Source organism: Caballeronia sp. LZ016 (assembly GCF_031450805.1).
Classification (GTDB): domain Bacteria; phylum Pseudomonadota; class Gammaproteobacteria; order Burkholderiales; family Burkholderiaceae; genus Caballeronia.
This window is the reverse complement of record NZ_JARTVY010000001.1, coordinates 2,078,685-2,103,235: the sequence shown is the minus strand read 5'-3', so window position 1 is coordinate 2,103,235 and position 24,551 is coordinate 2,078,685. Positions and strand designations below refer to the sequence as shown.

Sequence of the window (24,551 nt, the reverse complement as noted above, 5' to 3'; positions counted from 1 at the left end):
GCGGGATATTGGCATAACCAAAGTTTCGCAGCCATCCATTGCTGCGCGGCACGCTTCTCACGTCTGCGACGTTAAAGATTGTGCGCAGACGCGGCGCATCTTGCGGACTCATGCAAAATGCCCCGGTCAACGCCCGGGGCGGAATTTGTCCTATGCTTGACGGCGTCGCCCTGCCGGCGCGTTCAGCGGCACGTGCGGAGCGTTTCCGATCCACTGTCCAATTCTTTTGTCCGGAGTGTCGTTATGCTCAAGAAGCTTTTGATGCTGTGCATTGCGTTCATGCTGTCCATCGGCGCCGCCTTCGCCACCGTCGATGTCAATACCGCCGACGAAGCCGCGCTCGAATCGGTCAAAGGCCTCGGGCCGGTAAAATCGAAGGCGATCATCGACGAACGCACCAAGAACGGACCTTACAAGGACGCGGACGATCTCGCGAACCGCGTGAAGGGTCTGGGCGCGAAATCGGTGGCGAAGCTGGAGGAGCGCGGACTGACCATCGGCGGTTCGTCGCTGCCGCCGACCGGCAAGCCTTCGAAGCCCGCGCCGACCGCGTCGCAGGGTGGCGCGGCGCCGAATTCGACGGTCAGGTCGTCGACGGCCGCGACGGCGGCGACATCGCCCGCCGCGACGAACGAACGCACGCCGGCCCTGACGCCGGCATCGGGCGCATCGGCTGCCTCCGGCAAGAAGAAGTCGAGCGCGGCGACTGCCGGCGCATCCGCACCGGCGGCGACGAGCGACGCCAAAACGTCCCGATCGCAGCGCAAGAAAGACAAGGCGGCGAGCGATGCTGCCGCCAGCAGCCTTTGATGCGCAACGTTACCCCAAAACTTTTCGTAGTGAGATAGAAATGAGCCTACTCGATATCCTTGCCTCTTCCCTCGGCAATTCGTCGCAACAAGGCGGCCAGAGCGGCGGCGGCCAGGCCGCGCTGATCGCGGCAGCGCTTGAATTCGTCAACAGCCAGCCCGGCGGCATCATGGGGCTGATCCAGCGTTTTCACGATAACGGCGCGGGCGATATCGTCTCGTCGTGGATTGGGACCGGGGAGAACAAGTCCATTAGTCCAGGGCTGCTGACGAACGTGCTCGGGTCGGAAAATATCGGCGCGCTGTCGCAGAAGGCGGGTGTGTCAGGCGACCAGCTTTCCGGATTGCTCGCGGCGGTGCTGCCGCATATCGTCGACCGGGCGACGCCGAATGGCGAAGTGCCGCCAGAGGGAAAACTGGATCTGACGGGCGTGCTTGGGTCGCTTGGCGGGCTCGCCGGCCTGTTCGGACAATCGAAGCAAGGTTAAGCGCGAATCGTCTGCATTGACCGAACCCCGCACGGTTAGCGCCGTGCGGGGTTTTGTTTTTTGCTCTTCGCCAGTTTGGCTAAAGCGCGATCGCAAGCGCGAAACGGCGAACAATTCCAGAGCGATAAGATTATTCGGATAACGATGTAATTAAAAACTGGCTGGGTCTCTTTCAGCGGATGAAAGCGCCGACGCATGAAACCCGCCATCGCACCGCTGCACTACGGGAAGATACTCTTCTTCTTTAGTTTCGCTTGACACATGCTGTATGAAATCGCTTCCTTGAACCGCATCTTTACGCCTGACGTCGCGGCGTTCATTTCGTTCACCCGATCATACGATCGTTCTCTTCTACTCGACGTGGAGGATACATTGGTTATGAACGCAACCCTGAAGGCGGAAATCAAGCGGCGAGTCAAATGGTCGTTGATCGGCGCGGTCGCGAGGCTACCCGATTCGGTCCAATCTCTTCTTTTCGTTTCGGCTATCCGCAAGTATGGCAAGCGCGTGCCGGTTTTGCGGGCGGTCTACAGCGGGTGTTATCGAACGCATCCGATCGACCGCATGCTCGGCACCGATACCGGCGGCATTTATCCGCCCGAATCGGCTACGGGAACCAATGGTCCGGAGTCCGGCAATTTGCCCTATATGGGATGCCAGCCGAGCATCGTCCGGCATGTGCTGCAGCAGCTCGGCGACGTGACGGGTCGCACGTTCATCGACATTGGCTGCGGCAAGGGCCGGCCGATGATCGTCGCCACCGAATTTCCCTTCGATGCCGTGCTCGGCTACGACATTGCGGCGCCGCTCGTCGAGACCGCGAACCGCAATGCGGCGATCGTCGCGCGCCGATTCCCTGATCGCACGCCGATGCGGGCGTTCGTCGATGATGCGACCACCATGCCCTTTCCTTCAAAGGACATCGTCGCATTCTTCTTCAATCCGTTCGGCGCCGAACTCATGACGGTCATGCGTGAAAGGTTCGACAAAGCGCTTACCGAACAAGCGATTCAAAGGCTTACGATCGTCTATATCTACCCGACCTGCGCGCATGTTTTCGACGAATCCCCGATGATCGAGAGGCAAGCTTCTTTCACCGCGCCATACGCGCCCGGCGAGGTCGGCTACGGACCTGACCTGCAGCAGGAAGTCATCATCTGGAACGACAGGCGCCATGCGGCGGCATGAGGATCGTCCTCCCGGTCAATCGACAACGAAAGCAAAAAAGGCAACGGATTGCTCCGTTGCCTTCTGGAGCCGGTTCCTTACCGAACCGAGAAACCGGCATCCACCTTAATGCATCACCCGATCGAACACGAACTCGCCTTCGCGCACATCGACAGGAATGACATCCTTCGGCCCGAAACGCCCCGCGAGAATGAGCTTGGCGACCGGATTCTCGATCTCCTGCTGAATCGCCCGCTTCAGCGGCCGCGCACCGAACACCGGGTCGTAACCGACCTTCCCGATCTGCTCCAGCGCTGTATCCGACACGTCGAGTTGCATATCCAGCTTGGCCAGCCGGTCATGCAAGCGCTGCAGCTGAATCTTGGCGATCGACTCGATATTGGCCCGATCGAGCGAATGGAACACGACGACATCATCGATACGGTTCAGGAACTCCGGCCGGAAATGCAGTTTCACTTCTTCCCAGACCGCGTCCTTCACCTTGTCGTGCGGCTCGTCGACCATGCCCTGAATCACATGCGACCCGAGGTTCGACGTCATCACGATCACCGTGTTCTTGAAGTCGACGGTGCGGCCCTGTCCGTCCGTCATGCGGCCATCGTCCAGCACTTGCAGCAGCACGTTGAACACATCCGGATGCGCCTTCTCGATCTCATCGAGCAGAATCACGCTATACGGCTTGCGACGCACCGCTTCCGTGAGATAGCCGCCCTCCTCATAACCGACGTATCCCGGCGGCGCGCCGATCAGCCGCGCGACGCTGTGCTTCTCCATGAACTCGCTCATGTCGATGCGGATGAGATGCTCCTCCGAATCGAACAGGAACGCCGCGAGCGCCTTGCACAGTTCCGTCTTGCCCACGCCCGTCGGCCCGAGGAACAGGAAGGAACCATACGGACGATTCGGATCGGACAGGCCCGCGCGTGAACGGCGGATCGCATCGGCTACCGCGCCGATCGCTTCATCCTGGCCGACGACGCGCTCATGCAGCTTGCCTTCGATCTGCAGCAGCTTCTCGCGCTCGCCCTGCATCATGCGCGAAACGGGAATGCCCGTGGAACGCGACACGACTTCGGCGATTTCCTCAGCGCCCACCTGCGTGCGCAAGAGACGCGGACGCGTCGGGTTGTTCTGTTCCTGCGATTCCGCCTGCGTGACCTGCCTGAGCCGCGCCTCCAGTTCGGGCAGCTTGCCGTACTGCAACTCGGCGACCTTCTCGAGCTTGCCTTCACGCTGCAAACGGGCGATATCGGCGCGCGCTTTCTCGATCTCTTCCTTCAGTTGCGCGCTGCCCTGCACCGCAGCCTTTTCGGCGGTCCAGATTTCTTCGAGATCGGAATACTCGCGGTTGAGCCGCTCGATTTCCTCTTCGATGAGTTGCAGCCGCTTCTGCGATGCCTCGTCCTTTTCCTTCTTCACGGCCTCGCGCTCGATCTTCAACTGAATGAGACGGCGGTCCAGCTTGTCCATCTCTTCGGGCTTCGAATCGATTTCCATCTTGATGCGCGACGCGGCTTCGTCGATCAGATCGATGGCCTTGTCCGGCAAAAAGCGGTCGGTGATATAGCGATGCGACAGTTCCGCCGCCGCGACGATCGCCGGATCGGTGATCTCGACGCCGTGGTGCAGCTCGTACTTCTCCTGCAGGCCGCGCAGGATCGCGATGGTCGCCTCGACCGACGGTTCATCCACCAGCACCTTCTGGAAACGACGCTCGAGCGCCGCGTCCTTTTCGATGTACTTGCGGTATTCGTCGAGCGTCGTCGCGCCGATGCAATGCAGCTCGCCGCGCGAAAGCGCCGGCTTCAGCATGTTGCCCGCGTCCATTGCACCCTCGGCCTTGCCGGCGCCAACCATCGTGTGGATTTCATCGATGAAGACGATGGTCTGCCCTTCGTCCTTTGCGATATCGTTCAGCACGGCCTTCAGGCGTTCCTCGAACTCGCCGCGATACTTCGCGCCCGCGAGCAGCGCCGCCATGTCGAGCGAGAGCACGCGCTTGCCCTTGAGCGTCTCCGGCACTTCCCCGTTGACGATGCGCTGCGCGAGACCTTCGACGATCGCCGTCTTGCCGACGCCCGGCTCGCCGATCAGCACCGGATTGTTCTTCGTGCGGCGCTGCAGGATCTGGATCGAGCGGCGGATTTCGTCGTCGCGGCCGATCACCGGATCGAGCTTGCCGGCGCGGGCGCGCTCGGTCAGATCGACGGTGTACTTCTTCAGCGCCTCGCGCTGGCTTTCGGCATCCTGGCTGTTGACCTGCGCGCCGCCGCGCACCGCGTTGATCGCCGCTTCCAGCGCACGGCGCGTGAGCCCGTGCTGCTTCGCGATGCGGCCGGCCTCGCCCTTGTCATCGGCCACCGCCAGCAGGAACATTTCGCTTGCGATGTACGTGTCGTTGAGCTTTTGCGCTTCCTTGTCCGCGTTGTTGAGCAGGCCCGCCAGATCGCGGCTCACCTGCACGTTGCCATCGGTGCCCTGCACTTGCGGCAGACGGCCGATCGCTTCGTTCACCGCCGCCTGCAGCGCCTGAACCTGCACGCCCGCATGCGACAGCAGCGAGCGCGCGGAGCCGTCGCGCTGCGCGATCAGCGCGGACAGCAGATGCACCGGCTCGATGTATTGGTTGTCGTTGCCGACAGCCAGGCTTTGCGCGTCGGAGAGTGCTTCCTGAAACTTGGTTGTGAGTTTGTCGATTCTCATTTTTGGAAAGCTCCAATTCTGAATACGACCAAAATGAGGCGGTTTTGGCCGCTTTCAAGCATGGTTTCGCTAAGCGAGCGCATTTTTTGAGTCTCGGGCGCGACGAGGGTGCGACCGTTCGCGCTACAGCGCGAAGACGCGCTCGGGGTGTCGCATCGACCGAGACGGCGTCGCGGGCAGCGGCGAGCGCGCCGCGCAAGCAGCAGACCCGGCTGATCGGCGTTGCCCGGTTCACGACCGAAACAGCCGCAGAGCGCCGCGCCGCCCGCGCACCGTCTCGACCGACCCCGGGTCTCCGGGTTGCTGAACGACCTTCGTCAGAGGGTCCCCGGAGATGCCGTAAGCGTCGGCCATTTCGCGAATCGTCGAGAGGCCGGACGGCCGCACCGACAGGTAAAACAGGACGCACAACGCATTATCGATGCAGTCGGTCAGTCGCATGATGTCGTGGGATGAGTGGAATGCCGGGCGCGGCAATAAGTCCGTGCGATGCGAGGGGACGATCAGCGCACGCGGGCGTTGCAAGGTCTAATATCCGGGCACAGCCTGCATGAGACACGCATTCCGCGTCACTTGAATGCGTGTCGTCAGGAAAAGCTATCGACGTCTGTCCGACTGATTTCCCGCCATGATTCAAGAACACCGAAGCGCCGCCGCCACGCGCGAGCGCGAACCGAACGAAGCCAACGTGCGCGCGCTGGTCGAAGCGTTTTACCGCCGCGTGGACGACGATCCCCTGCTCGGCACCATTTTCGCCCGCGAACTCACCGGCCGATGGGACGAGCATCTCGCGAAGATGACGACCTTCTGGTCGAGCCTCGTGCTCGGCTCGAAGCGGTATCGCGGGAATGTGCAGGAGGCGCATCGGCCACTGGAAGGCATCGAGCCGCGTCACTTCGCGCGCTGGCTGTCGCTGTTTCTCAACACCGTCGAGGCGCGCTACGAGCCGGCCGCCGCGGTGCAGTTCATGGAACCGGCGTTGCGCATCGCGCAGAGCCTGCAGTTGAGCAAGTTCGGCTGGGACTACAAGATTCCCGCCGAGCAGGAGGAACTGCTTGCGGCGCTCAAGCGCCAGCGCACCGGCGGCAACGACGAGCCACGGTTTCCCGAGCGGCCGGCCGGCGAGCCGTTTCCCGCGAAGTTCGTCGGCAAGTCCGTCGACGGGCGCTAGCGATCAGGTTTCCGGCGTCGTCCAGCGCGTGAGCGCGGCGTCGTCGGATTCGCGGGCGTCGACCCAGCGCTCGCCGCGTTCGGTCTTCTCTTTCTTCCAGAACGGCGCCTGCGTCTTCAGATAGTCCATCACGAAGGCGCACGATTCGAACGCTTCCGCGCGATGCATCGCCGTCGTCGCGACGAGGACGATCTGATCGAGCGGCTTCAGCTTCCCCACGCGATGCACGATCAGCACGTCCGAGCCCGGCCACCGCTCGCGCGCCTGATCGGCGATCGCTTCCAGCGATTTTTCGGTCATGCCGGGATAGTGCTCGAGCTCCATCGTCTCGACGGTGCTGCCTTCGTTCAGGTCACGCACCGTGCCGATGAAGCACGCCACCGCGCCGACCTTCGGGTTCTCGGCGCGCAGCGCGGCGACTTCGGCGCTCAGATCGAAGTCGGCTTCCTGTACGCGGACTTTGGCGAGCGTCGTCATGTCAGCCACCCGTGACCGGCGGAAAGAACGCGACTTCGCAGCCCTCGGTGATGCGCTGCGAGGCGTTCGTCATCACGTGATTGCACGCCATGCGCAGCGCGCGGCCTTCCGCGAGCGTCTCGGCCCATGCGCCGCCGCGCATGCGCAGCCAGGCGCGTACATCGCCGACATTGACGACCGTGTCCGGCACGCTCACCGTCTCGTTCGCGACGCCCAGCGCCTCGCGCACACTCGCAAAAAATCTCAGTTCGACTTTCATTTACGCGGGTCCTTCACCCTCGATTAGCGCATCAGTTCAGAGAACGGAATGAAGCGCACCATTTCACCTGCTTGAATCGCGTGATTCGGCGGATTATCGATGATTCCGTCGCCCCATACCGTCGATGTCAACACCGCCGAACTCTGGTTCGGAAACACGTCCAGCCCGCCCGTTTCGTTCACGCGCGCGCGCAGGAATTCATTGCGCCGGTCGGCCTTCTTCTGCGTGAAGTCGGCGCGCATCGTATGGACGCGCGGCGCGACGTTCGCCACGCCCGCGAGCCGAAGAATGAACGGCCGCACGAAGAGCAGAAACGTGCAGAAGCTCGATACCGGATTGCCCGGCAAACCGATGAAATACGCCTCGTCCGGCCGCCCCGATTCACCCGCCTGGCCGCGCCGCACCGCGCCGAACGCGAGCGGCTTGCCCGGCTTCATCGCGATCTGCCACATGGCGATGCGGCCTTCGGCCTCGACCGCGGGCTTCACGTGATCTTCCTCGCCGACCGACACGCCGCCGCACGTCAGTATCAGATCGTGTTCGAGCGCGGCGCGGCGCAGGGTATCGCGGGTCGCGTCGAGGCGATCGGGAACGATGCCGAAATCCGTCACGTCGCAGCCGAGCTTCGCAAGCAGCGCGCGCAGCGTGAAGCGGTTCGAGTTGTAGATCGCGCCGGGCGTGAGCGGCTCGCCGGGCATGCGCAGTTCGTCGCCGGTGAAGAAGATCGCGACGCGCACCGGGCGCACGACGTCGAGCGACGCGCACCCGACCGATGCGGCGAGCCCCAGCGCCTGCGCGGTCAATTGCGTCCCCGACGGCAGGATGACCGAGCCGTGCCGGATATCCGCGCCCTGCCGCGTGATCCACTCGCCCGCCCCGGGCGCTTGCATGAAGGCGACAGCACCGTCATTCGATACGCGCGCCATTTCCTGCATCACGACCGCATCGGCGCCCGGCGGCACCGTCGCGCCCGTGAAAATGCGCGCCGCCGTGCCCGCCGCGAGCGGCTCGGCCGTGTGACCGGCCGGGACGCGCTGCGACACGGGCAGCGTGACCGGCGCGGCGTCGCTGGCGGCGGCGAGATCGGCGGCGCGGACCGCATAGCCGTCCATCGAGCTGGTGTGCATCGGCGGGACATCGAGCGGGGAGATCACGTCGGCGGCGAGCACGCGGCCGAGCGCGTCGAGCGTGTCGATGCGCTCGACGCCATCCACCCGGCGCGCGGCGTCGAGCAGGAGGCCGAGGGCGTCGGCGGTGGCGAGCAGCGGAGGACGGGGCTGTGATGACATGGTTCGCTTGGGGGCGCGCGGGGCGCTCGTGTAGAGGGACGGCAGGTTATAGGCAACTATTGTAGCGAGTAGGCGGCCGGCTCCGCCCGCGCGAGCGAAGCATCGACAAGACAGAAAGCGAACCGCCGTCACGCGCCAAAGCCGCCCCGCCCCGGTGATACACTCGCACCACACTTCCCGCCATCCATTTCCATGAAATTCTGTTCCGTCTGCGGCCATGAGGTCGGCCTGAGCATTCCGCCCGGCGACAACCGCGAGCGCTATGTCTGCGGCAGTTGCGGCACCGTCCACTACCAGAATCCGCGCAACGTCGTGGGCACGGTGCCAGTGTGGGACGACAAGGTGCTGCTTTGCCGCCGCGCAATCGAGCCGCGTTACGGGTACTGGACGCTGCCGGCGGGCTTCATGGAAATGGAGGAGACGACGAGCGAGGGCGCGGCGCGCGAAACGCTGGAGGAAGCCGGCGCGCGCGTCGAGATTCAGAGCCTCTTCACGCTGCTCAACGTGCCGCACGTGCATCAGGTGCATCTGTTCTATCTCGCGCGGCTGCTCGACATCGAAGTCGATGCCGGCGAGGAAAGTCTCGAAGTGCGTCTTTTCGAGGAAAACGAGATTCCGTGGGACGAAATCGCGTTCCCGACAGTCGGGCAGACGCTGCGCTTCTTCTTCGCGGACCGCGCCGCCGGCAATTTCACCCTGCATACGGGCGATATCTTCCGCACCTTGCGCGAAGGCTGAATCCGGCCCGCCCGACGATCATGGTCCCCTGGCTCGCATTTGACGATCCGTTCCCGCCCGTCGAGCGGGCGCTCGGCGCATCGAGCGGTGCGCCGGGGCTGCTCGCCGCGAGCGCGGATCTGCTGCCGGCGCGCCTCGTCGACGCTTACGGGCGCGGCATCTTTCCCTGGTATTCGGACGGCCAGCCGGTGCTCTGGTGGAGCCCCGATCCGCGCATGGTGCTCTTGCCCGCGGAGTTCAAGGTGTCGCATTCGCTGCGCAAGACGCTGAAGCACGTCCTGCGCGATCCGCGCTGGGAAGTGCGCGTCGACGACGATTTCCCCGCCGTCATGCGCGCGTGCGCGCAAACTCCGCGCGAGGGCCAGCGCGGCACGTGGATCACGGCGGATATCGTGGACGCCTACACGACGCTGCACCGCGCGGGAAAGGCGCATAGCGTGGAGACGTGGTTCGACGGCGTGCGCGTCGGCGGGCTGTACGGCGTCTCGTTCGGAAGAATGTTCTTCGGGGAATCCATGTTCGCGCACCGCACGGATGCGTCGAAAATTGCGCTCGCCGCACTCGTCGGACACTTGCGCCGCCACGAAATAGAGATGGTAGACTGCCAGCAGAACACGTCGCATCTGGCGTCACTGGGCGGCCGCGAGATTGCCCGCCGCGCGTTCGTCGCGCATCTGCGCAAGGCTGTCGCCGAACCGCCCATTCCCTGGCGCTTCGACAAATCCGTCCTCGCCGGTCTCATCGAGACGCCCGCGCGCTGACGCCTTCAGCGCACGGCATCCCGCCAGGCGCGACCCTTGCAACGAGTGTGCGACGCACTACTGACGACAAGCCCGATTAGCCAGGCACCGCTTGCCTAAGCCCGCGATGCCGGCCACGAGAGACGACGCCTGCGAGAGCCGCCAACGTGACACATCCGAACGAGCTGCCGCTGTCACCGCTTTCCGCGCTGCAATTCTATGCAACAGCGCCTTACCCTTGCAGTTATCTGGAAGGGCGCGTCGCGCGCTCCCAGGTCGCGACGCCAAGTCATCTCATCAACTCCGATGTCTACACGGAACTGGTCAAGGCCGGTTTCCGGCGCTCCGGCGTCTTCACCTATCGGCCGTACTGCGACGGCTGCCGGGCCTGTGTGCCGGTGCGCGTGCCGGTCGGGCGCTTCGTGCCGAACCGTGCGCAGCGGCGCGTCTGGAAGCTGCACGGCGATCTCGTCGCGAGCGTCGCGCCGCTGCACTACGACGAAGAACATTACGCGCTTTATATGCGCTATCAGTCGGCGCGGCACGCGGGCGGCGGCATGGACCGCGACAGCCGCGACCAGTACGAGCAGTTCCTGCTGCAGAGCCGGATCAACTCGCGGCTCGTCGAATTCCGCGAGCGGCCGTCGCCGGAGCAGCCGGATACGCCGGGCGCGCTGCGCATGATCAGCATGATCGATATCCTCGGCGACGGGCTCTCATCGGTCTATACGTTCTTCGAACCGGACATGCCGAAGACGAGCTTCGGCACGTTCAACATCCTCTGGCAGATCGAGCAGGCGAAAAGCCTCGACTTGCCGCACGTCTATCTGGGCTACTGGATTCGCGAAAGCGAGAAGATGGCGTACAAGGCCAACTTCCGGCCGCTCGAAGGACTGATCGACGGCCACTGGTCGCTGCTCGATCCCACGTCGACGCATTCGGCCGGTGCGCTGCCGATGCCCGGGCGCATGAACGGTCCGGGCCAGCCCAAATAGCGGCAGCGTTTCCAGCAGTCCGGCAGGCGCGCCAAAGCCGCTAAAATGGCGGTCTTAAAAAAAATCGCCGTCGCCGGCTTTCACTTCGTGTTCAGTTCTCTCTACCCGCTCGCGCGTTCGCACCTCTTTCGCATGGACGCCGAAGACGCGCATCACCTGACGCTGCGCATGCTTCGCGCGGCCGGCCGCACCGGGCTCGCCGGCATCCTCGGCAAACACGGCCCCGACTCGCCCCGCACGGTGATGGGCCTCACGTTCCGAAATCCGGTCGGGCTCGCTGCGGGTCTCGACAAGGACGGCGCGTGCATCGACGGGCTGGCGGCGCTCGGCTTCGGCTTCATCGAAGTGGGCACGGTCACGCCGCGCGCGCAAGCAGGCAATCCGCGTCCGCGCATTTTCCGGCTGCCGGAGGCGAACGCGCTCATCAACCGGATGGGCTTCAACAACGGCGGCGTCGATCAGTTCGTCGCCAACGTGCAGGCCGCGCGGTATCGCGGCGTCCTCGGGCTCAACATCGGCAAGAACGCCGACACGCCGATCGAGCGCGCCGCCGAGGACTATCTCTATTGCCTCGAACGCGTGTATCCGTTCGCGAGCTATGTGACGATCAACATTTCGTCGCCGAACACGAAGAACCTGCGCCAGTTGCAGGGCGCGGGCGAGCTCGACGCCCTCCTCGGCGCGCTGAAGGACAAGCAGCAGCGCCTGTCCGACCTGCACGGCAAGCTCGTGCCGCTCGCGCTCAAGATCGCACCCGATCTCGACGACGAGCAGATCAAGTCGATCGCCGGCACCGTGCTCACGCATGGCATCGACGGCGTGATCGCGACCAACACGACGCTTTCGCGCACGGCTGTCGCCGGCATGCCGCACGCCGACGAAGCGGGCGGCCTGTCCGGGCGTCCGGTGTTCGATGCATCGAATGAGGTGATCTGCAAGTTGCGCGCGGAAATGGGCGCGGATGTGCCGATCATCGGCGTGGGCGGGATCTTTTCGGGCGCGGATGCACGCGCGAAGCTCGCGGCGGGCGCATCGCTCGTGCAGATTTATACGGGGCTGATCTATCGCGGGCCGGCGCTGGTGACGGAATGCGTCGAGGCGCTCGCTCAGGGAATATCGACATAAGCAAACGATATGACGCGCGGCTTGCCTTTTCTCTATGATGCCGCACCTATCGGGCGTGACGCGAGAGACGCGCGCCGCGCCCTAGTCAACACCAGGAAAAACAATACGATGAAACTGTCCACGCTCAAGAAGCTCGTCGCCGCCAGCCTGATCGGCGCATCCTTCACCGCCGTCGCCACGGCCGCGCACGCCGAGGACCTGCTCGATCAGGTCAAGCAGCGCGGCACGCTGCGCGTCGGTCTGGAAGGCACGTTCCCGCCGTTCAACTCGAAAGCGCCGTCGGGCGAGCTCGTCGGTTACGACGTGGACATCGCGAAGGCGGTCGCCGCCAAGCTCGGCGTGAAGCCGGAATTCGTCACGACGGAATGGAGCGGCATCATCGCGGGCCTGCAGGCGGGCAAGTTCGACGTGATCGTCAACCAGGTCGGCATCACCGACAAGCGCAAGGAAACGCTCGACTTCTCGCCGGCGTACACGTACTCGAACGCGCAGCTGATCCAGCGCGCCGACGACAAGCGCGAGTTCAAGTCGCTCGAGGAATTGAAGGGCAAGAAGCTCGGCGTCGGCCTCGGCACGAACTACATGGACATGGCGAAGTCGGTGCCGGGCATCGACGTGAAGACGTATCCGGGCGCGCCGGAATACCTGCGCGATCTCGCTGCGGGGCGTCTGGACGCGGCGCTCAACGACCGCCTGATGCTCGCGTATCTGCTGAAGAACTCGCAATTGCCGCTGCGCACGGGCGCGAGCGTCGGCGCGGGCAACCCGTCGGGCATTCCGTTCAAGAAGGGCAATCCGAAGTTCGCGAAGGCGATCGACGACGCGATGGCCCAGCTCGAAAAGGACGGCACCTTCGCGAAGATCTCGGACAAATGGTTCGGCATCGACGTGACCAAGCCGGCGAAGTAATCGCAGCCTGATCGGCATTGGTGGTGGGCGGCATCGTTTCGCGGTGCCGCCCTTCTCTTTTTGGCGTCCGGTTTATGATGGGCGCTTTGCGCGCAACCGGTGCGCCATTCGCGCGCTTTCCGCTTACGTTTCCCCTTTCATGTCCACGACTTCCCTGCTCGTCCAATCGGCGCCGGTGCTGGCGCAAGGCGCGCTACTGACGATCAAGTTCGCGCTCTACTCGATGTTCTTCGGCCTCATTGCGGCCGTCGTGCTGGCGTTGATGGGCATCAGCCGCAATCGGGCGCTGGTCGCCGTCGGGCGCTGCTATGTGAGCGTCATGCGCGGCACGCCCTTGCTCGTGCAGATCTTCGTCATCTATTACGGCTTGCCGAGTCTCGGCATCTCGCTCGAACCGACGCCCGCCGGCGTGATCGCACTGTCGGCGAACGTCGCGGCGTATCTGTCCGAAAGCATGCGCGGCGCGATTCTCGGCATCCACAGCGGGCAATGGCTCGCGGCGTACAGCCTCGGGTTGTCGCGCACGCAGACGCTGCGCTACGTGATCGGGCCGCAGGCGCTGCGCATCGCGGTGCCGAGCCTGTCGAACAGCCTCATCAGCCTCATCAAGGATACGTCGCTCGTGTCGGTCATCACCGTCACGGAACTCTTGAGAAGCGCGCAGGAGGTGATTGCATCGACGTATCAGCCGCTGCCGCTCTATCTCGCGGCGGCGTTCGTCTATTGGGTGCTGTGCAGCGTGCTCGAAGTGGTGCAGCGCGTGTTCGAGCGGCGTCTCGCGTTGCCTGGGCGGCATTGAGAGGCCGCCTTCGTTCAATCGGTTTCGAACGGAAACCGAACCCCCAGATCACGCCGCGCGGCGTCCATGATCGTCATCATGCGCATGGACATCACGTGCGGCATCACCGGACTTTCGATCGCACCTTCGCGCAGCAGCGCGCAGAAATGCGCGGTCTCGTAATTGAGGCCGCCGCCCGTGAACGGCTCATCCAGTTCGACCGTGCGCCCGTCCGTATAAGCGATGGTCGCGCGCGCCGGATTCCACCAGTTCTCGTGAATCGTCACCGTGCCGAGCGTGCCGCCGATCAGCGCATCGCCGCGCCCCTGCATGTCGAGCCCGCAGAACGTCTGCGATATGCCACGCTCGTGACGCACGTTGAGACTCGCGAACACATCGACGCCCGTCGCGCCTAGCCGGCCGATGGTCTGCACGTCGAGCGGCTCGCCGAGCCAGTCCACCGCGAGAAACGCCTCGTAAATGCCGATATCGAGCAGCGCGCCGCCGCCCGCCTCCAGCGAAAACGACGGATGATCGGCCGGCACGTTCGCCATCGAGCAGCCCGCGCGCACGAGACCGATATCGCCGATCGGATCCTTTTGCAGATGCTCGCGCAAGCGTCGATAGAGCGGGTAGAAAGGCGGCTTCATCGCTTCCATGAAGAGCAGCTTCGATGCACGCGCCGCATCGATCATGCGCTGCAGCGTGCGCGCGTTCACGGCGGCAGGCTTTTCGCAGAGCACCGGCTTGCCCGCTTCGAACGCGCGCAACGCGTACTGCGGGTGACTGTCCTGCATCGTCGCGATATAGAGGGCGTCGATGCCCGCAAGCAGAGAGTCGAAGCCATCGAATGCCCGCGCGCCAAAGGGCTCGGCGAGCGCGCGCGCCGTTTCCCCGCGCCGCGACCACACGCCCGCGAGCATCGCGCCTTCCACGTGTTGAAGACTGTCGGCGAAGCGCCGCGCGATGCGTCCCGCGCCCACGATGCCCCAGCGTATCGTTTCGAGATTGGTGTCGGTATGCGTCAAGCGCGCCTCCGCGATGTGTTCGTCGTGCGGGGCATTGTGCCTGAACGCGTGCGCGAAAAGGTATCGGAGCGCGCGTGGCAGAAAGCACAAAGCCGGGACGCATCCCGGCTTCGCTCGGACAGCATGTTCGCCCCTGGCGCGATTGCGCGGGCGATGGCGTCAGGCGCCTGCGGAAGCGTTCACGTCCGGCGGCGTCGCGCGCGCGCCCATGCGCTCGAGCGAAAACGCGCGGCCGACCTCCTCCGCTGCGAGATCGACGAGTTCTCGCGTCGCGCGCTCGGCCGCTGCCGGGTCTTTCGCCTCGATCGCTTCGACGACGCTTCGCTGCGCCGCAAGCGTCGCTTCGCGCACGGACTCGATGCCGTCGACGATCGGATTCACCGTGACCAGCGCGCCGCGCACGATGGCGGTCATTTGCCTGAAGAACTGATTGCCGCTCGCGGCGACGATGCGCGTATGCAGCACCTCGTCCGCCGCCTGATATTCGGGCTCGCCGAAGTGCAGGCGCGACAGCGCTTCGAACGCATCGCGGATGCCGGCGATCTCATCGGGCGTCGCGCGGGCGGCGGCGAGTGCGGCGGCGCGCGGCTCGATCAGCATGCGGAATTCGATTACATCGCGCAAGAAAGTCTGATCCGGCTTGGCGCGAAAACGCCAGCTCACCACGTCTTCGTCGATGAGACGCCAGTCGCTCATCGGACGGATGCGGGTGCCCGTCTTGGGCCGCACGTCCAGCATGTGCCGCGCGAGCAGCATCGAGAGCGCCTCGCGCATTACGGTGCGGCTCACGTCGAATTCTTTCGAGAGAATGTCCTGCGGCGGCAATATCGCGCCGTATTTTTGCTCGACGATGCCGGAGACGAGTCCGTCCATGACTTTCGCCACCAGCGATCGCTCTTTGTTTTCATCCATTACGCTTCTCCCCTTTCCGCCTGTCCGTAGCCGTGTGTGTCCGTGCGCATCGCGTTGCGCGTCCCCTGGCGGCAAGGCACGATGACTGCTTTCGCATTCGATCATCGCGCTATACGTTGCGTCTTCGTTGCGTCGAAAACCAGTCGGGGGGACTCCTGACAGGGTTATCCCTCTCACCTTCGCACGAAGCGCCGCGCATTGCCGCTTGCCTTGTCCGTCCGCTTGTTTCTCCTAGCTGCGCTTGCGCCGCGCGCGTGCCGCCATTCATCAGCAAAACTGAGGAATGGCGGCGCCGCAGCGCGGCGCTGGCGTTCGCTATTTTTCGGCCGTTAATTTCGCTGGCCGCTGATACACCCATTTGAGCAAGCATCTCGTAGGCTTTCTGTGCGAACGCGAACGCTCGCCCGATTGGGCGCGGCTATTGTATGACGCGTTGCAGCGAATATCCTGCACTGCTTAGTACATTCCCCTGACGAATACGATTGCCGGCACGCTTTCGTCGTGACGTCAGGCGGCTCCGTCGGAAGTATGCGTGCGCCTCGTGTCGATACGCATCGACCGATGATCCAGCGACGCGCGTTCGGTCAGCGTCTGCTGATAAACCGTCATGTAGTCGGACGCGACGCGTTCCACCGAAAGGCGCTGCAGATCGTCCCGCGCGCGCGATGCGTACTGGCCGCGCGCCGGCGAGTCGATGAGCAGCCAGCGCAGCTTCGCGGCGAACTGCGCGGGATCGCCGGGCGGCACGAGCACGCCGGCGGCGCCATCGTCGAGCAGGTCGGGGATGCCGCCCACGCGCGTCGCAACGATTGCGCAACCGGCCTCGCGCGCCTCCGCGATCACAAGCGGACACGGGTCCTGATGCGATGCAAGCGCGAAAACATCGGTGCACGCGAGATACGGGCGCGGGTCCGCGACGAAGCCCGTGAACTCCACCGCATGCGCGATGCCGAGTTCGGCGGCGAGCGCTTCCATCGCGTCGCGCTCGGGGCCATCGCCGATCAGGTACAGATGCGGCTCCGACACGAATGAGCGCTGATCCTCGGTCTGTGCGCGCACGAGCGCAAACGCCCTGAGCAGATCGGCGATGCCTTTGCGGCGATACAGCCCCGCGACGCACACGACGTTCGGATGCTTCAGGCGCACCTGCCGCGCCATCGGCCGGCACACGAGGCGCGGCGCGCCTACCGCGCCGTTGAGCACGACCGACAGCCGCTCGCGGCCGATGCCTCGCTCCTCGAGCGTGCGCGCGACGGCGTCGCTCACCGCGACCATGCGGTCCCCCGCGCGCACCAGCGATGCGCTCTTCTGCAACTCGTGATGCACCGTGGTCACGAGCGCAAAACGCCGGCGCATGCTGCCGAAACGCGAAATGAGCGCGCCCGTCATCATGTGCGCGTGAACGATGTCGGGATCGAAACGATCGATGAGTCTGTTGAAGCCCGCGATCATCGACGGCACACGCCACGGCTGGCGCGACTGCTGAAGCGGAATATGCGTGATGCCATGCCGGCGCAAGAGCGGCTCGAAGCCGCCGCCCGACGAAGCCACCACCACGTCTTGCCCCATACGCGCCTGCATGCACGCGAGGTCCACCATCATGTTGACGGTGCCGTTACCGATCGTCTGCGCGTGGCTGGCGAGATGAACTATTCGCATGAGGGTGCAGGTTGCACGCGTGCCCGTCATACGTGAGTACGCCGGTCGCGTGTTTCGTTATTCTTCTGGATTGGAAATGCGGATGGCGCGCAGCAGAGCGACGCGCGCCGGCGCGGGTTACAGCAGTTCGTAGGTGTTCGCGAATGCGTTCGCGCCGATCGGACGTTTGCCCGAGTTCATCGTTTCGCGCGCTTGACGGCTCTTTCTCGTCAGACCGATAAAAGGCATGCCATGTTCGATTAACGGCCCTTCAGTTTTTCTGAAGCCGAATGCTTCGTAGAAACCGCGCAGGCTGACCGGCGCCGTCAGACGCACGGCGCGGCCGGGCCAGCGTTCCGCACATACCGCGAGCACGCGCTCGATGAGCGCGTGCGCGGTGCCGTCGCCACGACGCAGAGGGCTTGTCAGGATCTTGTCCACCACGACTTCGGGATCTTCGAGATCGCCTTCATGAACGCGGGCGTAGGCAAGCACCGGCATCGGGCGCGTCATGTCATCGGTGGCGAAGATATGCACGCCGGTTTCATCGCGGCCGTCTGCATCGAGATGAACATGCGATTGCTCGACGACGAACACCGCACTGCGCGCGCGCAGAATCAGATAAAGCTCGCGCGCAGTGAGCTGTTCGAAATCCAGGATTTTCCAATTCATATTCTTGTTCTCCTTGCTTTCCGGTTGTCCCGGCGTTGACGATTGAACGTTAAGTCCCGCGCGCCAATGTTTCAGTGCGCGGGCGCACCGACGCTCGACGTTGCGGGCCCGTCAAATAAGGCCTCAAGCGCACGAGACGTCCGGGGAAAAGACGTCGCTCGCTTCAGCGCGCACACGTCGAAATGCCTTGCGAAAAAAATCACGCAAGGATGGCGCACGTGTGCCGATTGCGCTCGCGTCTTCAGGCGCCTTCATGTGAAAATCAAAATGCATACCGCCATCGAACGCGATAAAAACGCAGGTAAAAACAACGAGCGCTTCCAAACGCACGCGGTATCGGTTGCCGGCTTCTCCGGTCCCGAGGTCACACCATGAGCGCGTTTCATACCAGCGCTATGACGACTTCCAGCGTCAGTCGTTCACGCGTTGTTTCACTGGACCCGCTACGCATGCGCGCGCGGCGTCATCGTGCGCACGAGTTGCATCGCGGCGAGCGCATCTGGCGCGACGGCGCCGGTCCTGTCGATCTGTGGATCGAGCTTCTCCACGGCAACGGACTCGACCCGCATGCGGGGCTCGCCTTCACCGTCACGCAGGATTTCGAAGACGATCAGTTCACGCTCGCGCGCCTGCCGCAAGAAGACATCGAGAAGCTATACGGGCTGCAGGTGCAGGAGCTGTCCGTATTCGATTCGCTCGAAGAACGCGCGATGGTGCAGACGCGGCGCGGGAACATCGTGCTCGTCGAAGTGGACGCCTTCTTTCTGCCTGATACGCGTGCGCCGTCGTATCGATCGGAACATGCGAAGACGACTATCGGTATCGACGTGATCGATCCCGATGCGAAGCGGCTCGGCTACTTTCATCACACAGGCTATCACCTGCTCGATGACGACGATTACGACGGCGTCCTGAGAACCAGCCCTGCGCACGCGGCGGAACAAGGCGGTGCAGCGGGCACAGTGCATGGGCAGGCGCTCTTTCCGCACGTCGAGTTCGCAAAGCGTGTACGTGATCCGCTTGCCGGGACGGCGCTCGCCGAAGTTTCGGCGGATCTGCTTTGCGCGCATCTCCTGCGGCGTCCGATGCATAACCCGATCGAACGATGGCGCGCTGCGTTCCCCGAACACGTCGATACCATGCTCTCGCGGGGCGAAGCATACGCTCGCCTCTGTGCGTGCAACGTGATGCATCCACTCGGCGCGAATTTCGAGCTGCTCGCGCATTACCTGCAATGGATGCGCGAGCACGGCTTCGATATTCCCGTGTCGACGCATCTCGGCGCGCGCAGAATCGCGAGCGAAGCGATGGTCATGCAATGCCGTCTTGCTCGTGCGCTCTCGCACTCGAAGCGCGACCTCTGCGATGCATCCTTCGACGCGATGCAGGAGGCCTACGATCGCGTCGTTGCGCCGTTGGCCGCTATCGTCTGTTGATCATTCGAAACGCGCCCGCGCCGACACATCGAGGCGGTGTGTCGGTGCAGCGCCGACAGTAGCGTCGTGCAGCCGGACCGTGTCATTGGCATTTCATCGGCACGTGATGAGATGAATGACCACGAAGATTGTCCTCGATGAAACGTTTCTGTGCGCTTGCATCACGACTCTCGTCAGTCGAAAAAGCACGACGCGTCGTTTATCCCACGCAAACGTTTTACGCCTGCGGCCTTTTTGTCATGAGAAAGTCGGAGGCCGCGCAAGGCTTGTGTGGGCCTCTTCGCGCTGCGGCGTGGTGCGCCTGGGCGCATTCGTACGAGGCGTTGCCCACACACTTTTCGAAACGTGCAGTCAGCGCAACGTTCGCTGTTTTCCGGAAAAATCCCGCGACGTTTCGTCGGGCGCGCTGTGAGCCCCGTATGACAAGGCTGCGAGGGGGATGAAGATCGCGTGTCCCGATTACGCGTTCGCTAAGCCACCAAACCGATGGAACATGGATGAATCAATTTTCTTTATCCCTACGATAGTAAGTGTTCGGTAACGATGGCGGATCGCCGCGAGGCTTATCGCACGGTGATGATCGACGACAGGGCTGCGGATTCTCGGGATTGCGCTGACGATAGGCTCGGCGGCGCATTCGTATTCTTAAGACCACCCATGTTCAAGACTGAAACAAAAATGCGGCGCTGCGCCGCATCACGAGGGGTGCTCCCGCTATGAGGCCCCACCAGCATTGAGGTTGCCCGGATTGGCACAGTCCTCGCTAAAAGAGTCGCGCAACCCGAACCGACGCGACAACTAAACCAACTCAAGCGAGGACGGGCTGCTAACGGGGCTGGTGTGAGGCGTTTTCAGCAGCGGCAAGCGCCGCGCGAGAGAACGGTGACACCAGTATAAAAAGTGAAGCGCAACGCGCGAAGTTACGAGAGAAAAAATCATGCTGACCCTCCAGTCCGACCTGCACGGCAACCACCTGCTTGGCGCGCTTCCCGCGCACGAATGGCAAGCGCTGACTCCGCATCTCGAACTCGTTCAGCTCCGCACTGAACAACTGCTCTGTGACTCCGGCCAACGCATCCATCACGTGTACTTTCCGACGACGGCCATCATCTCCCTGCTTCATACGATGGAAGACGGCGGCTCGGTCGAAATCGCCGCAGTGGGCCGCGAAGGCATGACCGGTGTGCCCGTGCTGACGGGCGGCGAAACCATGCCGACGCGCGTGCAGGTGCAATGCCCGGGCTTTGCGTACCGCATGAGCGCGCAGGCGCTGCGTGAGCAGTTCGGCCGTTCCGACTTTCTGCGTCGCCTGATGCTGCTGTACATGCAAGCCCTGCTCACGCAGGTCGCTCAAACCGCCGCATGTAATCGTCATCACTCGCTCAACAAGCAGCTCTGCCGCTGGCTGTTGATCGAGATCGACCGCACCGCGTCGAACGAACTGCAGGTGACGCAGCAACTGATCGCCGACATGCTGGGCGTGCGTCGCGAAGGCGTGACCGAAGCGGCGGGCAAGCTGCACGACGCGGGCCTCATCCATCACAGCCGTGGCTGCATCAAGGTCGTGGATCGCGAAGGCCTCGAAGCGCGCGCCTGCGAGTGCTATGGCCTCGTGAAGCGCGAGTTCGACCGCCTTCTGCCCCGTCTGCGTGCGCAGGAAGCCGTGTCGGCGTCCAGCGTCTGACGATGCAGATGCAGACGAGAAATACGCACGACATGTTCGGCTGGACGGCACGTTGTCTCGACGTGTCGCTGATCGTCGCAGGCGGGGTAATCGCGCATTCGATGCGCTTCTCCTCGCTCGATTTCAGCGATGTCGAGAAACTGCTGATCGCGTTCAACAGTGTGCTCGCGTTGCTGCTGTTCCCCGCGTTCGGCGTGTACGACACCTGGCGCGGCAAGCCGCTGCCGATGATGCTCGCGCGCGTCACGCTCGCCTGGATGGCCGTGGTCGCGGGCGCCCTGCTGCTCGCGTTCACGCTGCATCGCATGGATGCGGTGTCGCGCCTGTGGCTCGGTTACTCGACGCTGATCTCCGGCGCGCTCATCGTGTTCGCGAAGTGCGCCGTGCATTTCGGCTTGCGCGTGATGCGCTCACGCGGCTTCAATCAGCGCACCGTGGCGATCGTCGGCGCGCAGGGCTTCGCGCGCACGCTGCTCGCGCATTTGAGCAGCACGCCGGAACAGGGCTTCACGCCCGTCTGCCTGCTCGATACGACCGGCGATGAAGAATTGCAGGCAAGTGGCGTCGGCAGCCGGCTCGGCGCTTCCACTCGCCTGCCGGTGCTGAACGACTTCGACGAACTCGTCGAGAAAGTGCGCGCCGAGGAAATCAACGAAGTGTGGCTCGCGTTGCCGCTGTCGCAGGAGCACACGATCTATCGCTTCGTGCATGCGCTGCGCCATGATTTCGTGAACCTGCGGCTGATTCCGGACACGCGCAGCATCTCGCTCTTCAATCATTCGATGACCGATGTCGCCGGGCTTGCAACCATCAACCTGACGACGTCACCGGTCAATACGCTGCAGATGTGGCCCAAGCTGCTGTTCGATCGCTGTTTCGCGGCCGCCGCGCTGCTGGCGCTGTCGCCGCTGCTGGTGGCGATCGCCATCGCGATCAAGGCGACGTCTGACGGTCCCGTGTTCTTCACGCAGCATCGCAAGGGCGCGGATGGACGGCCGTTCCGCATCTACAAGTTCCGTTCGATGGCCGTGCACAAGGAAACGCAGGGCCATGTCACGCAGGCGACGCGCAACGATCCGCGCGTGACGAAGATCGGCGCTTTCCTGCGCCGCACGAGCCTCGACGAACTGCCGCAGTTCATCAACGTGCTGTTCGGGCATATGTCGGTGGTGGGGCCGCGACCTCATGCGATCGAGCACGACGATCTGTACAAGGATCTCGTGTACGGCTACATGTTCCGCTATCGCATCAAGCCGGGCATTACCGGCTGGGCGCAAGTGAACGGCTATCGCGGCGCGACCGAGAAGGTCGAAAAGATGCAGAGCCGCGTCAAGTTCGACCTGTTCTACATTCACAACTGGTCGTTCTGGTTCGATATCAAGATCGTCGCGATGACGCTGTTCAAGGGTTTCATCGGGCGCAACGCGTACTGATCGCGAGAGAGGCAATAAAAATGGCCGGGCAACGCGAGTCGCCCGGCCATTTGCGTTTCATGCGCCGCTTCAGTAGTCGATGCGCTCGACCCCCTGCTCCGTGCCGAGCAGGCACAGGTTCGCGCCGCGCGCCGCGAAGAGACCGACCGTCACCACGCCCGGCCATGCGTTGATCTGCGCTTCGAGCGCGCGCGGATCGGTGATCGCCAGGCCTTTCACGTCGATGATCTCGTTTCCGTTGTCGGTGATGTAGGGCATGCCGTCCTTCGTCACGCGCACGATCGGCACGCCGCCGAGCGCCGCGAGCTTGCGGCCGATCGCGGTGCGCGCCATCGGCACGACTTCGACGGGCAGCGCAAACGTACCCATCACGTCGACGCGCTTGCTTGCATCGGCGATGCAGAGGAACACGTCCGACACCGAGGCCACGATCTTCTCGCGCGTGAGCGCGCCGCCGCCGCCTTTGATCATCGCGCCGCTTGCGTCGATCTCGTCGGCGCCGTCGACATAGACCGGCAGCGATTCGATCTCGTTCAGGTCGAACACCTGGAAGCCGTGCGATTCCAGCCGCGCGGTCGTGGCAAGCGAGCTCGATACCGCGCCGCGATAACGCCACTTCGATGCGGCGAGCGCGTCGATGAAGCAGTTGGCCGTCGATCCGGTGCCGACGCCGATGATCGAGCCTTCCGGCACCTGCGCGTTCACATAGTCGGCGGCGGCCTGGCCGACCAGTTGCTTGAGTTCGTCCTGAGTCATGAAGTGGTGCTGCGCGTGAGAGAAAAGCCCGATTTTATCGGAGCGCGCACGGCGGCCATGCGTTTTTGCGCGACTTCAGGCGATGCGATGCAGGAAGCCTGCGGGATCGTGCGTGCGCGCCACGGATGCGATGAACGCGAACACGATGATCGCCAGCACCCCGAACACCGCGCGTGCGCCCTTCGTGCGGCCACGCTTCAGCGCGAGCGTCCCGAGCACGATGTACACGAGCAGCCCGGCGATCTTCGCGGACAGCCACGCGGCGTTCGGCCCGAAGCCGATGATCGCGACGAGCGCGATGGCGCTCACGAGCAAGAGCGTATCGACGATATGCGGAATGATCTTCGTCGCGCGTGCGGCGAGGAGCCTCGAATCCAGCAGCATCCAGATCCAGCGCAGCACGAAGCCCGCGATGCTGATGCCCGCGCAGGCCATGTGCAGCGCGCGTATCGGCAGAAAGTAATCGCCCATGTTCTTTATCGTGAGAAGTATTTGTCGAGCAATGCCTGTGCGATGGCGTCGCTTTCGGCGTCCGCATCGCCGGCGTAGTCGGACGGGCGGAAATGCATCTGGAACGCGCTGAAGACGCGGCGCGTGCGTTCGTCGAATTCGCCGTCGGCGGCGATATCGTAGCCGTAGCGCCTGAGCTTCTCCTGCAGCGCGCGCACGTCGGCGGGCGCTTTCGGATCGCGGCCGGCGAGATGCGCGGCGACCGTCGATTCATCGGGCCATGCGCCGATGCCCGCATCGTAGAGCGTGCGCCACGGGAACAGCGGACCGGGATCGATCTTGCGCTGCGGTGCGATGTCGCTGTGGCCGACGACGCGCGTTGGCGGAATGCGGTATCGCTCGACGATATCGCGCGAGAGCTTTACGAGCGCGTCGATCTGCGCCGGCGGATAGGGCTGCCAGCCGCGGCCCGAAAGGGTATCGACGGGACCGAGGTTCACGTTCTCGATGCCGATCGACGATGCGTTGAGTTCGGTCGCGCCCTGCCAGTAGCTCTGGCCGGCGTGCCATGCGCGCTGATCTTCCGGCACGAGCTGATAGACGACCGGCTCGCCGTCGCGGATGCGCGGGGCGTCGGGCACGACGTAATGGACGCTGACTTCGTCGCCGGTCAGGACGGCGAGCGAGCGCGCTTCGTCGATCTCCGTGTAATGCATCACGAGAAAGCGCACGCGCGAGTCGGCGTTCTTCGCGTGGTACTGCGTGTCGGCGATGTAGGTGCCGCGGTTTTGCATGGTGGAGGTGCAGGCGGTGAGGGTCAGGGCGAAGGCACAGGCAAGCGCGAACGCCGACAGGCGAAGCGGGACGTGCACG

General features: G+C 63.8%; 25 protein-coding genes. 13 read left to right on the top strand and 12 right to left on the bottom strand.

The window, feature by feature from the left end; translation table 11 throughout:
* The first annotated feature begins 243 nt into the window (after positions 1–243).
* The 3 genes from P9220_RS10010 to P9220_RS10000 all read left to right on the top strand — a co-directional run bounded on the left by P9220_RS10010 (position 244) and on the right by P9220_RS10000 (position 2,485).
* Positions 244–810 carry a helix-hairpin-helix domain-containing protein gene (locus P9220_RS10010; protein WP_309764699.1) on the top strand — a complete coding sequence of 189 codons (567 nt, stop codon included), beginning with the start codon at positions 244–246 and terminating at the stop codon, positions 808–810.
* A gap of 40 nt (positions 811–850) precedes the next feature.
* Positions 851–1,297 (top strand): YidB family protein, encoded by a 447-nt coding sequence (locus P9220_RS10005; RefSeq protein WP_309765448.1) that lies wholly within the window; start codon positions 851–853, stop codon positions 1,295–1,297.
* A 261-nt stretch (positions 1,298–1,558) separates the two neighbouring features.
* Entirely contained in the window at positions 1,559–2,485 is a 927-nt protein-coding gene (locus P9220_RS10000) for a class I SAM-dependent methyltransferase (protein WP_309764698.1), read from the top strand.
* A 105-nt stretch (positions 2,486–2,590) separates the two neighbouring features.
* Here P9220_RS10000 and clpB read toward each other — a convergent pair whose 3' ends face one another.
* Together clpB and P9220_RS09990 are read right to left on the bottom strand one after the other, a co-directional pair.
* Complete coding sequence (gene clpB, locus P9220_RS09995; RefSeq protein ID WP_309764697.1) at positions 2,591–5,188, bottom strand: ATP-dependent chaperone ClpB; 2,598 nt, start codon at positions 5,186–5,188, stop codon at positions 2,591–2,593.
* Positions 5,189–5,419: 231 nt separating this feature from the next.
* The gene (locus P9220_RS09990) at positions 5,420–5,629 is read right to left on the bottom strand and encodes an Rrf2 family transcriptional regulator (protein WP_404989537.1); all 210 of its coding nucleotides are present in this window, start codon (positions 5,627–5,629) and stop codon (positions 5,420–5,422) included.
* 187 nt (positions 5,630–5,816) lie between these two features.
* Between P9220_RS09990 and P9220_RS09985 the strand changes: the two genes are divergently transcribed.
* Positions 5,817–6,359, top strand: a complete 543-nt coding sequence (locus P9220_RS09985; RefSeq protein WP_309764696.1) for a group III truncated hemoglobin — start codon at positions 5,817–5,819, stop codon at positions 6,357–6,359.
* A 3-nt stretch (positions 6,360–6,362) separates the two neighbouring features.
* Here P9220_RS09985 and moaE read toward each other — a convergent pair whose 3' ends face one another.
* The 3 genes from moaE to glp are packed head-to-tail and all read right to left on the bottom strand — an operon-like array spanning position 6,363 to position 8,360.
* Positions 6,363–6,836 (bottom strand): molybdopterin synthase catalytic subunit MoaE, encoded by a 474-nt coding sequence (moaE, locus tag P9220_RS09980; protein WP_309764695.1) that lies wholly within the window; start codon positions 6,834–6,836, stop codon positions 6,363–6,365.
* Between the two features lies 1 nt (position 6,837).
* Complete coding sequence (gene moaD, locus P9220_RS09975; RefSeq protein ID WP_309764694.1) at positions 6,838–7,095, bottom strand: molybdopterin converting factor subunit 1; 258 nt, start codon at positions 7,093–7,095, stop codon at positions 6,838–6,840.
* Positions 7,096–7,118: 23 nt separating this feature from the next.
* The gene (glp, locus tag P9220_RS09970; RefSeq protein ID WP_404989549.1) at positions 7,119–8,360 is read right to left on the bottom strand and encodes a gephyrin-like molybdotransferase Glp; all 1,242 of its coding nucleotides are present in this window, start codon (positions 8,358–8,360) and stop codon (positions 7,119–7,121) included.
* A 216-nt stretch (positions 8,361–8,576) separates the two neighbouring features.
* On the opposite strand from glp, the gene P9220_RS09965 reads away from it, so the two are divergent.
* The 6 genes from P9220_RS09965 to P9220_RS09940 all read left to right on the top strand — a co-directional run bounded on the left by P9220_RS09965 (position 8,577) and on the right by P9220_RS09940 (position 13,690).
* Positions 8,577–9,122 (top strand): NUDIX hydrolase, encoded by a 546-nt coding sequence (locus P9220_RS09965; RefSeq protein WP_309764692.1) that lies wholly within the window; start codon positions 8,577–8,579, stop codon positions 9,120–9,122.
* A gap of 20 nt (positions 9,123–9,142) precedes the next feature.
* Complete coding sequence (aat, locus tag P9220_RS09960) at positions 9,143–9,883, top strand: leucyl/phenylalanyl-tRNA--protein transferase (protein WP_309764691.1); 741 nt, start codon at positions 9,143–9,145, stop codon at positions 9,881–9,883.
* A gap of 146 nt (positions 9,884–10,029) precedes the next feature.
* Entirely contained in the window at positions 10,030–10,857 is an 828-nt protein-coding gene (locus tag P9220_RS09955) for an arginyltransferase (RefSeq protein ID WP_309764690.1), read from the top strand.
* Positions 10,858–10,944: 87 nt separating this feature from the next.
* Positions 10,945–11,982 (top strand): quinone-dependent dihydroorotate dehydrogenase, encoded by a 1,038-nt coding sequence (locus P9220_RS09950; protein WP_309765447.1) that lies wholly within the window; start codon positions 10,945–10,947, stop codon positions 11,980–11,982.
* A 108-nt stretch (positions 11,983–12,090) separates the two neighbouring features.
* Positions 12,091–12,891: a cystine ABC transporter substrate-binding protein gene (locus P9220_RS09945; RefSeq protein WP_309764689.1), complete on the top strand. Its 801-nt coding sequence runs from the start codon at positions 12,091–12,093 to the stop codon at positions 12,889–12,891.
* Positions 12,892–13,030: 139 nt separating this feature from the next.
* Positions 13,031–13,690, top strand: a complete 660-nt coding sequence (locus P9220_RS09940) for an amino acid ABC transporter permease (protein ID WP_309764688.1) — start codon at positions 13,031–13,033, stop codon at positions 13,688–13,690.
* Positions 13,691–13,704: 14 nt separating this feature from the next.
* Here P9220_RS09940 and P9220_RS09935 read toward each other — a convergent pair whose 3' ends face one another.
* From P9220_RS09935 to P9220_RS09920, 4 genes are all read right to left on the bottom strand, one after another.
* Positions 13,705–14,697: a Gfo/Idh/MocA family oxidoreductase gene (locus P9220_RS09935; RefSeq protein WP_309764687.1), complete on the bottom strand. Its 993-nt coding sequence runs from the start codon at positions 14,695–14,697 to the stop codon at positions 13,705–13,707.
* Between the two features lie 159 nt (positions 14,698–14,856).
* Positions 14,857–15,609: an FCD domain-containing protein gene (locus tag P9220_RS09930; protein WP_309764686.1), complete on the bottom strand. Its 753-nt coding sequence runs from the start codon at positions 15,607–15,609 to the stop codon at positions 14,857–14,859.
* A 507-nt stretch (positions 15,610–16,116) separates the two neighbouring features.
* Positions 16,117–17,268, bottom strand: a complete 1,152-nt coding sequence (locus P9220_RS09925) for a glycosyltransferase family 4 protein (RefSeq protein ID WP_309764685.1) — start codon at positions 17,266–17,268, stop codon at positions 16,117–16,119.
* A 117-nt stretch (positions 17,269–17,385) separates the two neighbouring features.
* Positions 17,386–17,919: a GNAT family N-acetyltransferase gene (locus tag P9220_RS09920; RefSeq protein WP_309764684.1), complete on the bottom strand. Its 534-nt coding sequence runs from the start codon at positions 17,917–17,919 to the stop codon at positions 17,386–17,388.
* A gap of 449 nt (positions 17,920–18,368) precedes the next feature.
* Between P9220_RS09920 and P9220_RS09915 the strand changes: the two genes are divergently transcribed.
* The 3 genes from P9220_RS09915 (at position 18,369) to P9220_RS09905 (ending at position 22,472) form a co-directional block, all read left to right on the top strand.
* On the top strand, positions 18,369–19,355 hold the full coding sequence (locus tag P9220_RS09915) for a DUF1839 family protein (RefSeq protein WP_309764683.1): 987 nt from the start codon (positions 18,369–18,371) through the stop codon (positions 19,353–19,355).
* 937 nt (positions 19,356–20,292) lie between these two features.
* Positions 20,293–21,039 (top strand): Crp/Fnr family transcriptional regulator, encoded by a 747-nt coding sequence (locus tag P9220_RS09910; RefSeq protein WP_040050175.1) that lies wholly within the window; start codon positions 20,293–20,295, stop codon positions 21,037–21,039.
* A gap of 32 nt (positions 21,040–21,071) precedes the next feature.
* The gene (locus tag P9220_RS09905; protein WP_309765446.1) at positions 21,072–22,472 is read left to right on the top strand and encodes an undecaprenyl-phosphate glucose phosphotransferase; all 1,401 of its coding nucleotides are present in this window, start codon (positions 21,072–21,074) and stop codon (positions 22,470–22,472) included.
* Positions 22,473–22,541: 69 nt separating this feature from the next.
* Here the strand turns inward: P9220_RS09905 and rpiA are convergent, their stop codons facing one another.
* From rpiA to P9220_RS09890, 3 genes are all read right to left on the bottom strand, one after another.
* On the bottom strand, positions 22,542–23,228 hold the full coding sequence (gene rpiA / locus P9220_RS09900) for a ribose-5-phosphate isomerase RpiA (RefSeq protein ID WP_309764682.1): 687 nt from the start codon (positions 23,226–23,228) through the stop codon (positions 22,542–22,544).
* A gap of 75 nt (positions 23,229–23,303) precedes the next feature.
* A complete protein-coding gene (locus P9220_RS09895; RefSeq protein WP_309764681.1) occupies positions 23,304–23,699 on the bottom strand; it encodes a SirB2 family protein in 396 nt (131 codons plus the stop codon).
* A 5-nt stretch (positions 23,700–23,704) separates the two neighbouring features.
* On the bottom strand, positions 23,705–24,550 hold the full coding sequence (locus tag P9220_RS09890) for an N-acetylmuramoyl-L-alanine amidase (RefSeq protein ID WP_404989536.1): 846 nt from the start codon (positions 24,548–24,550) through the stop codon (positions 23,705–23,707).
* Between the last annotated feature and the right edge of the window lies 1 nt (position 24,551).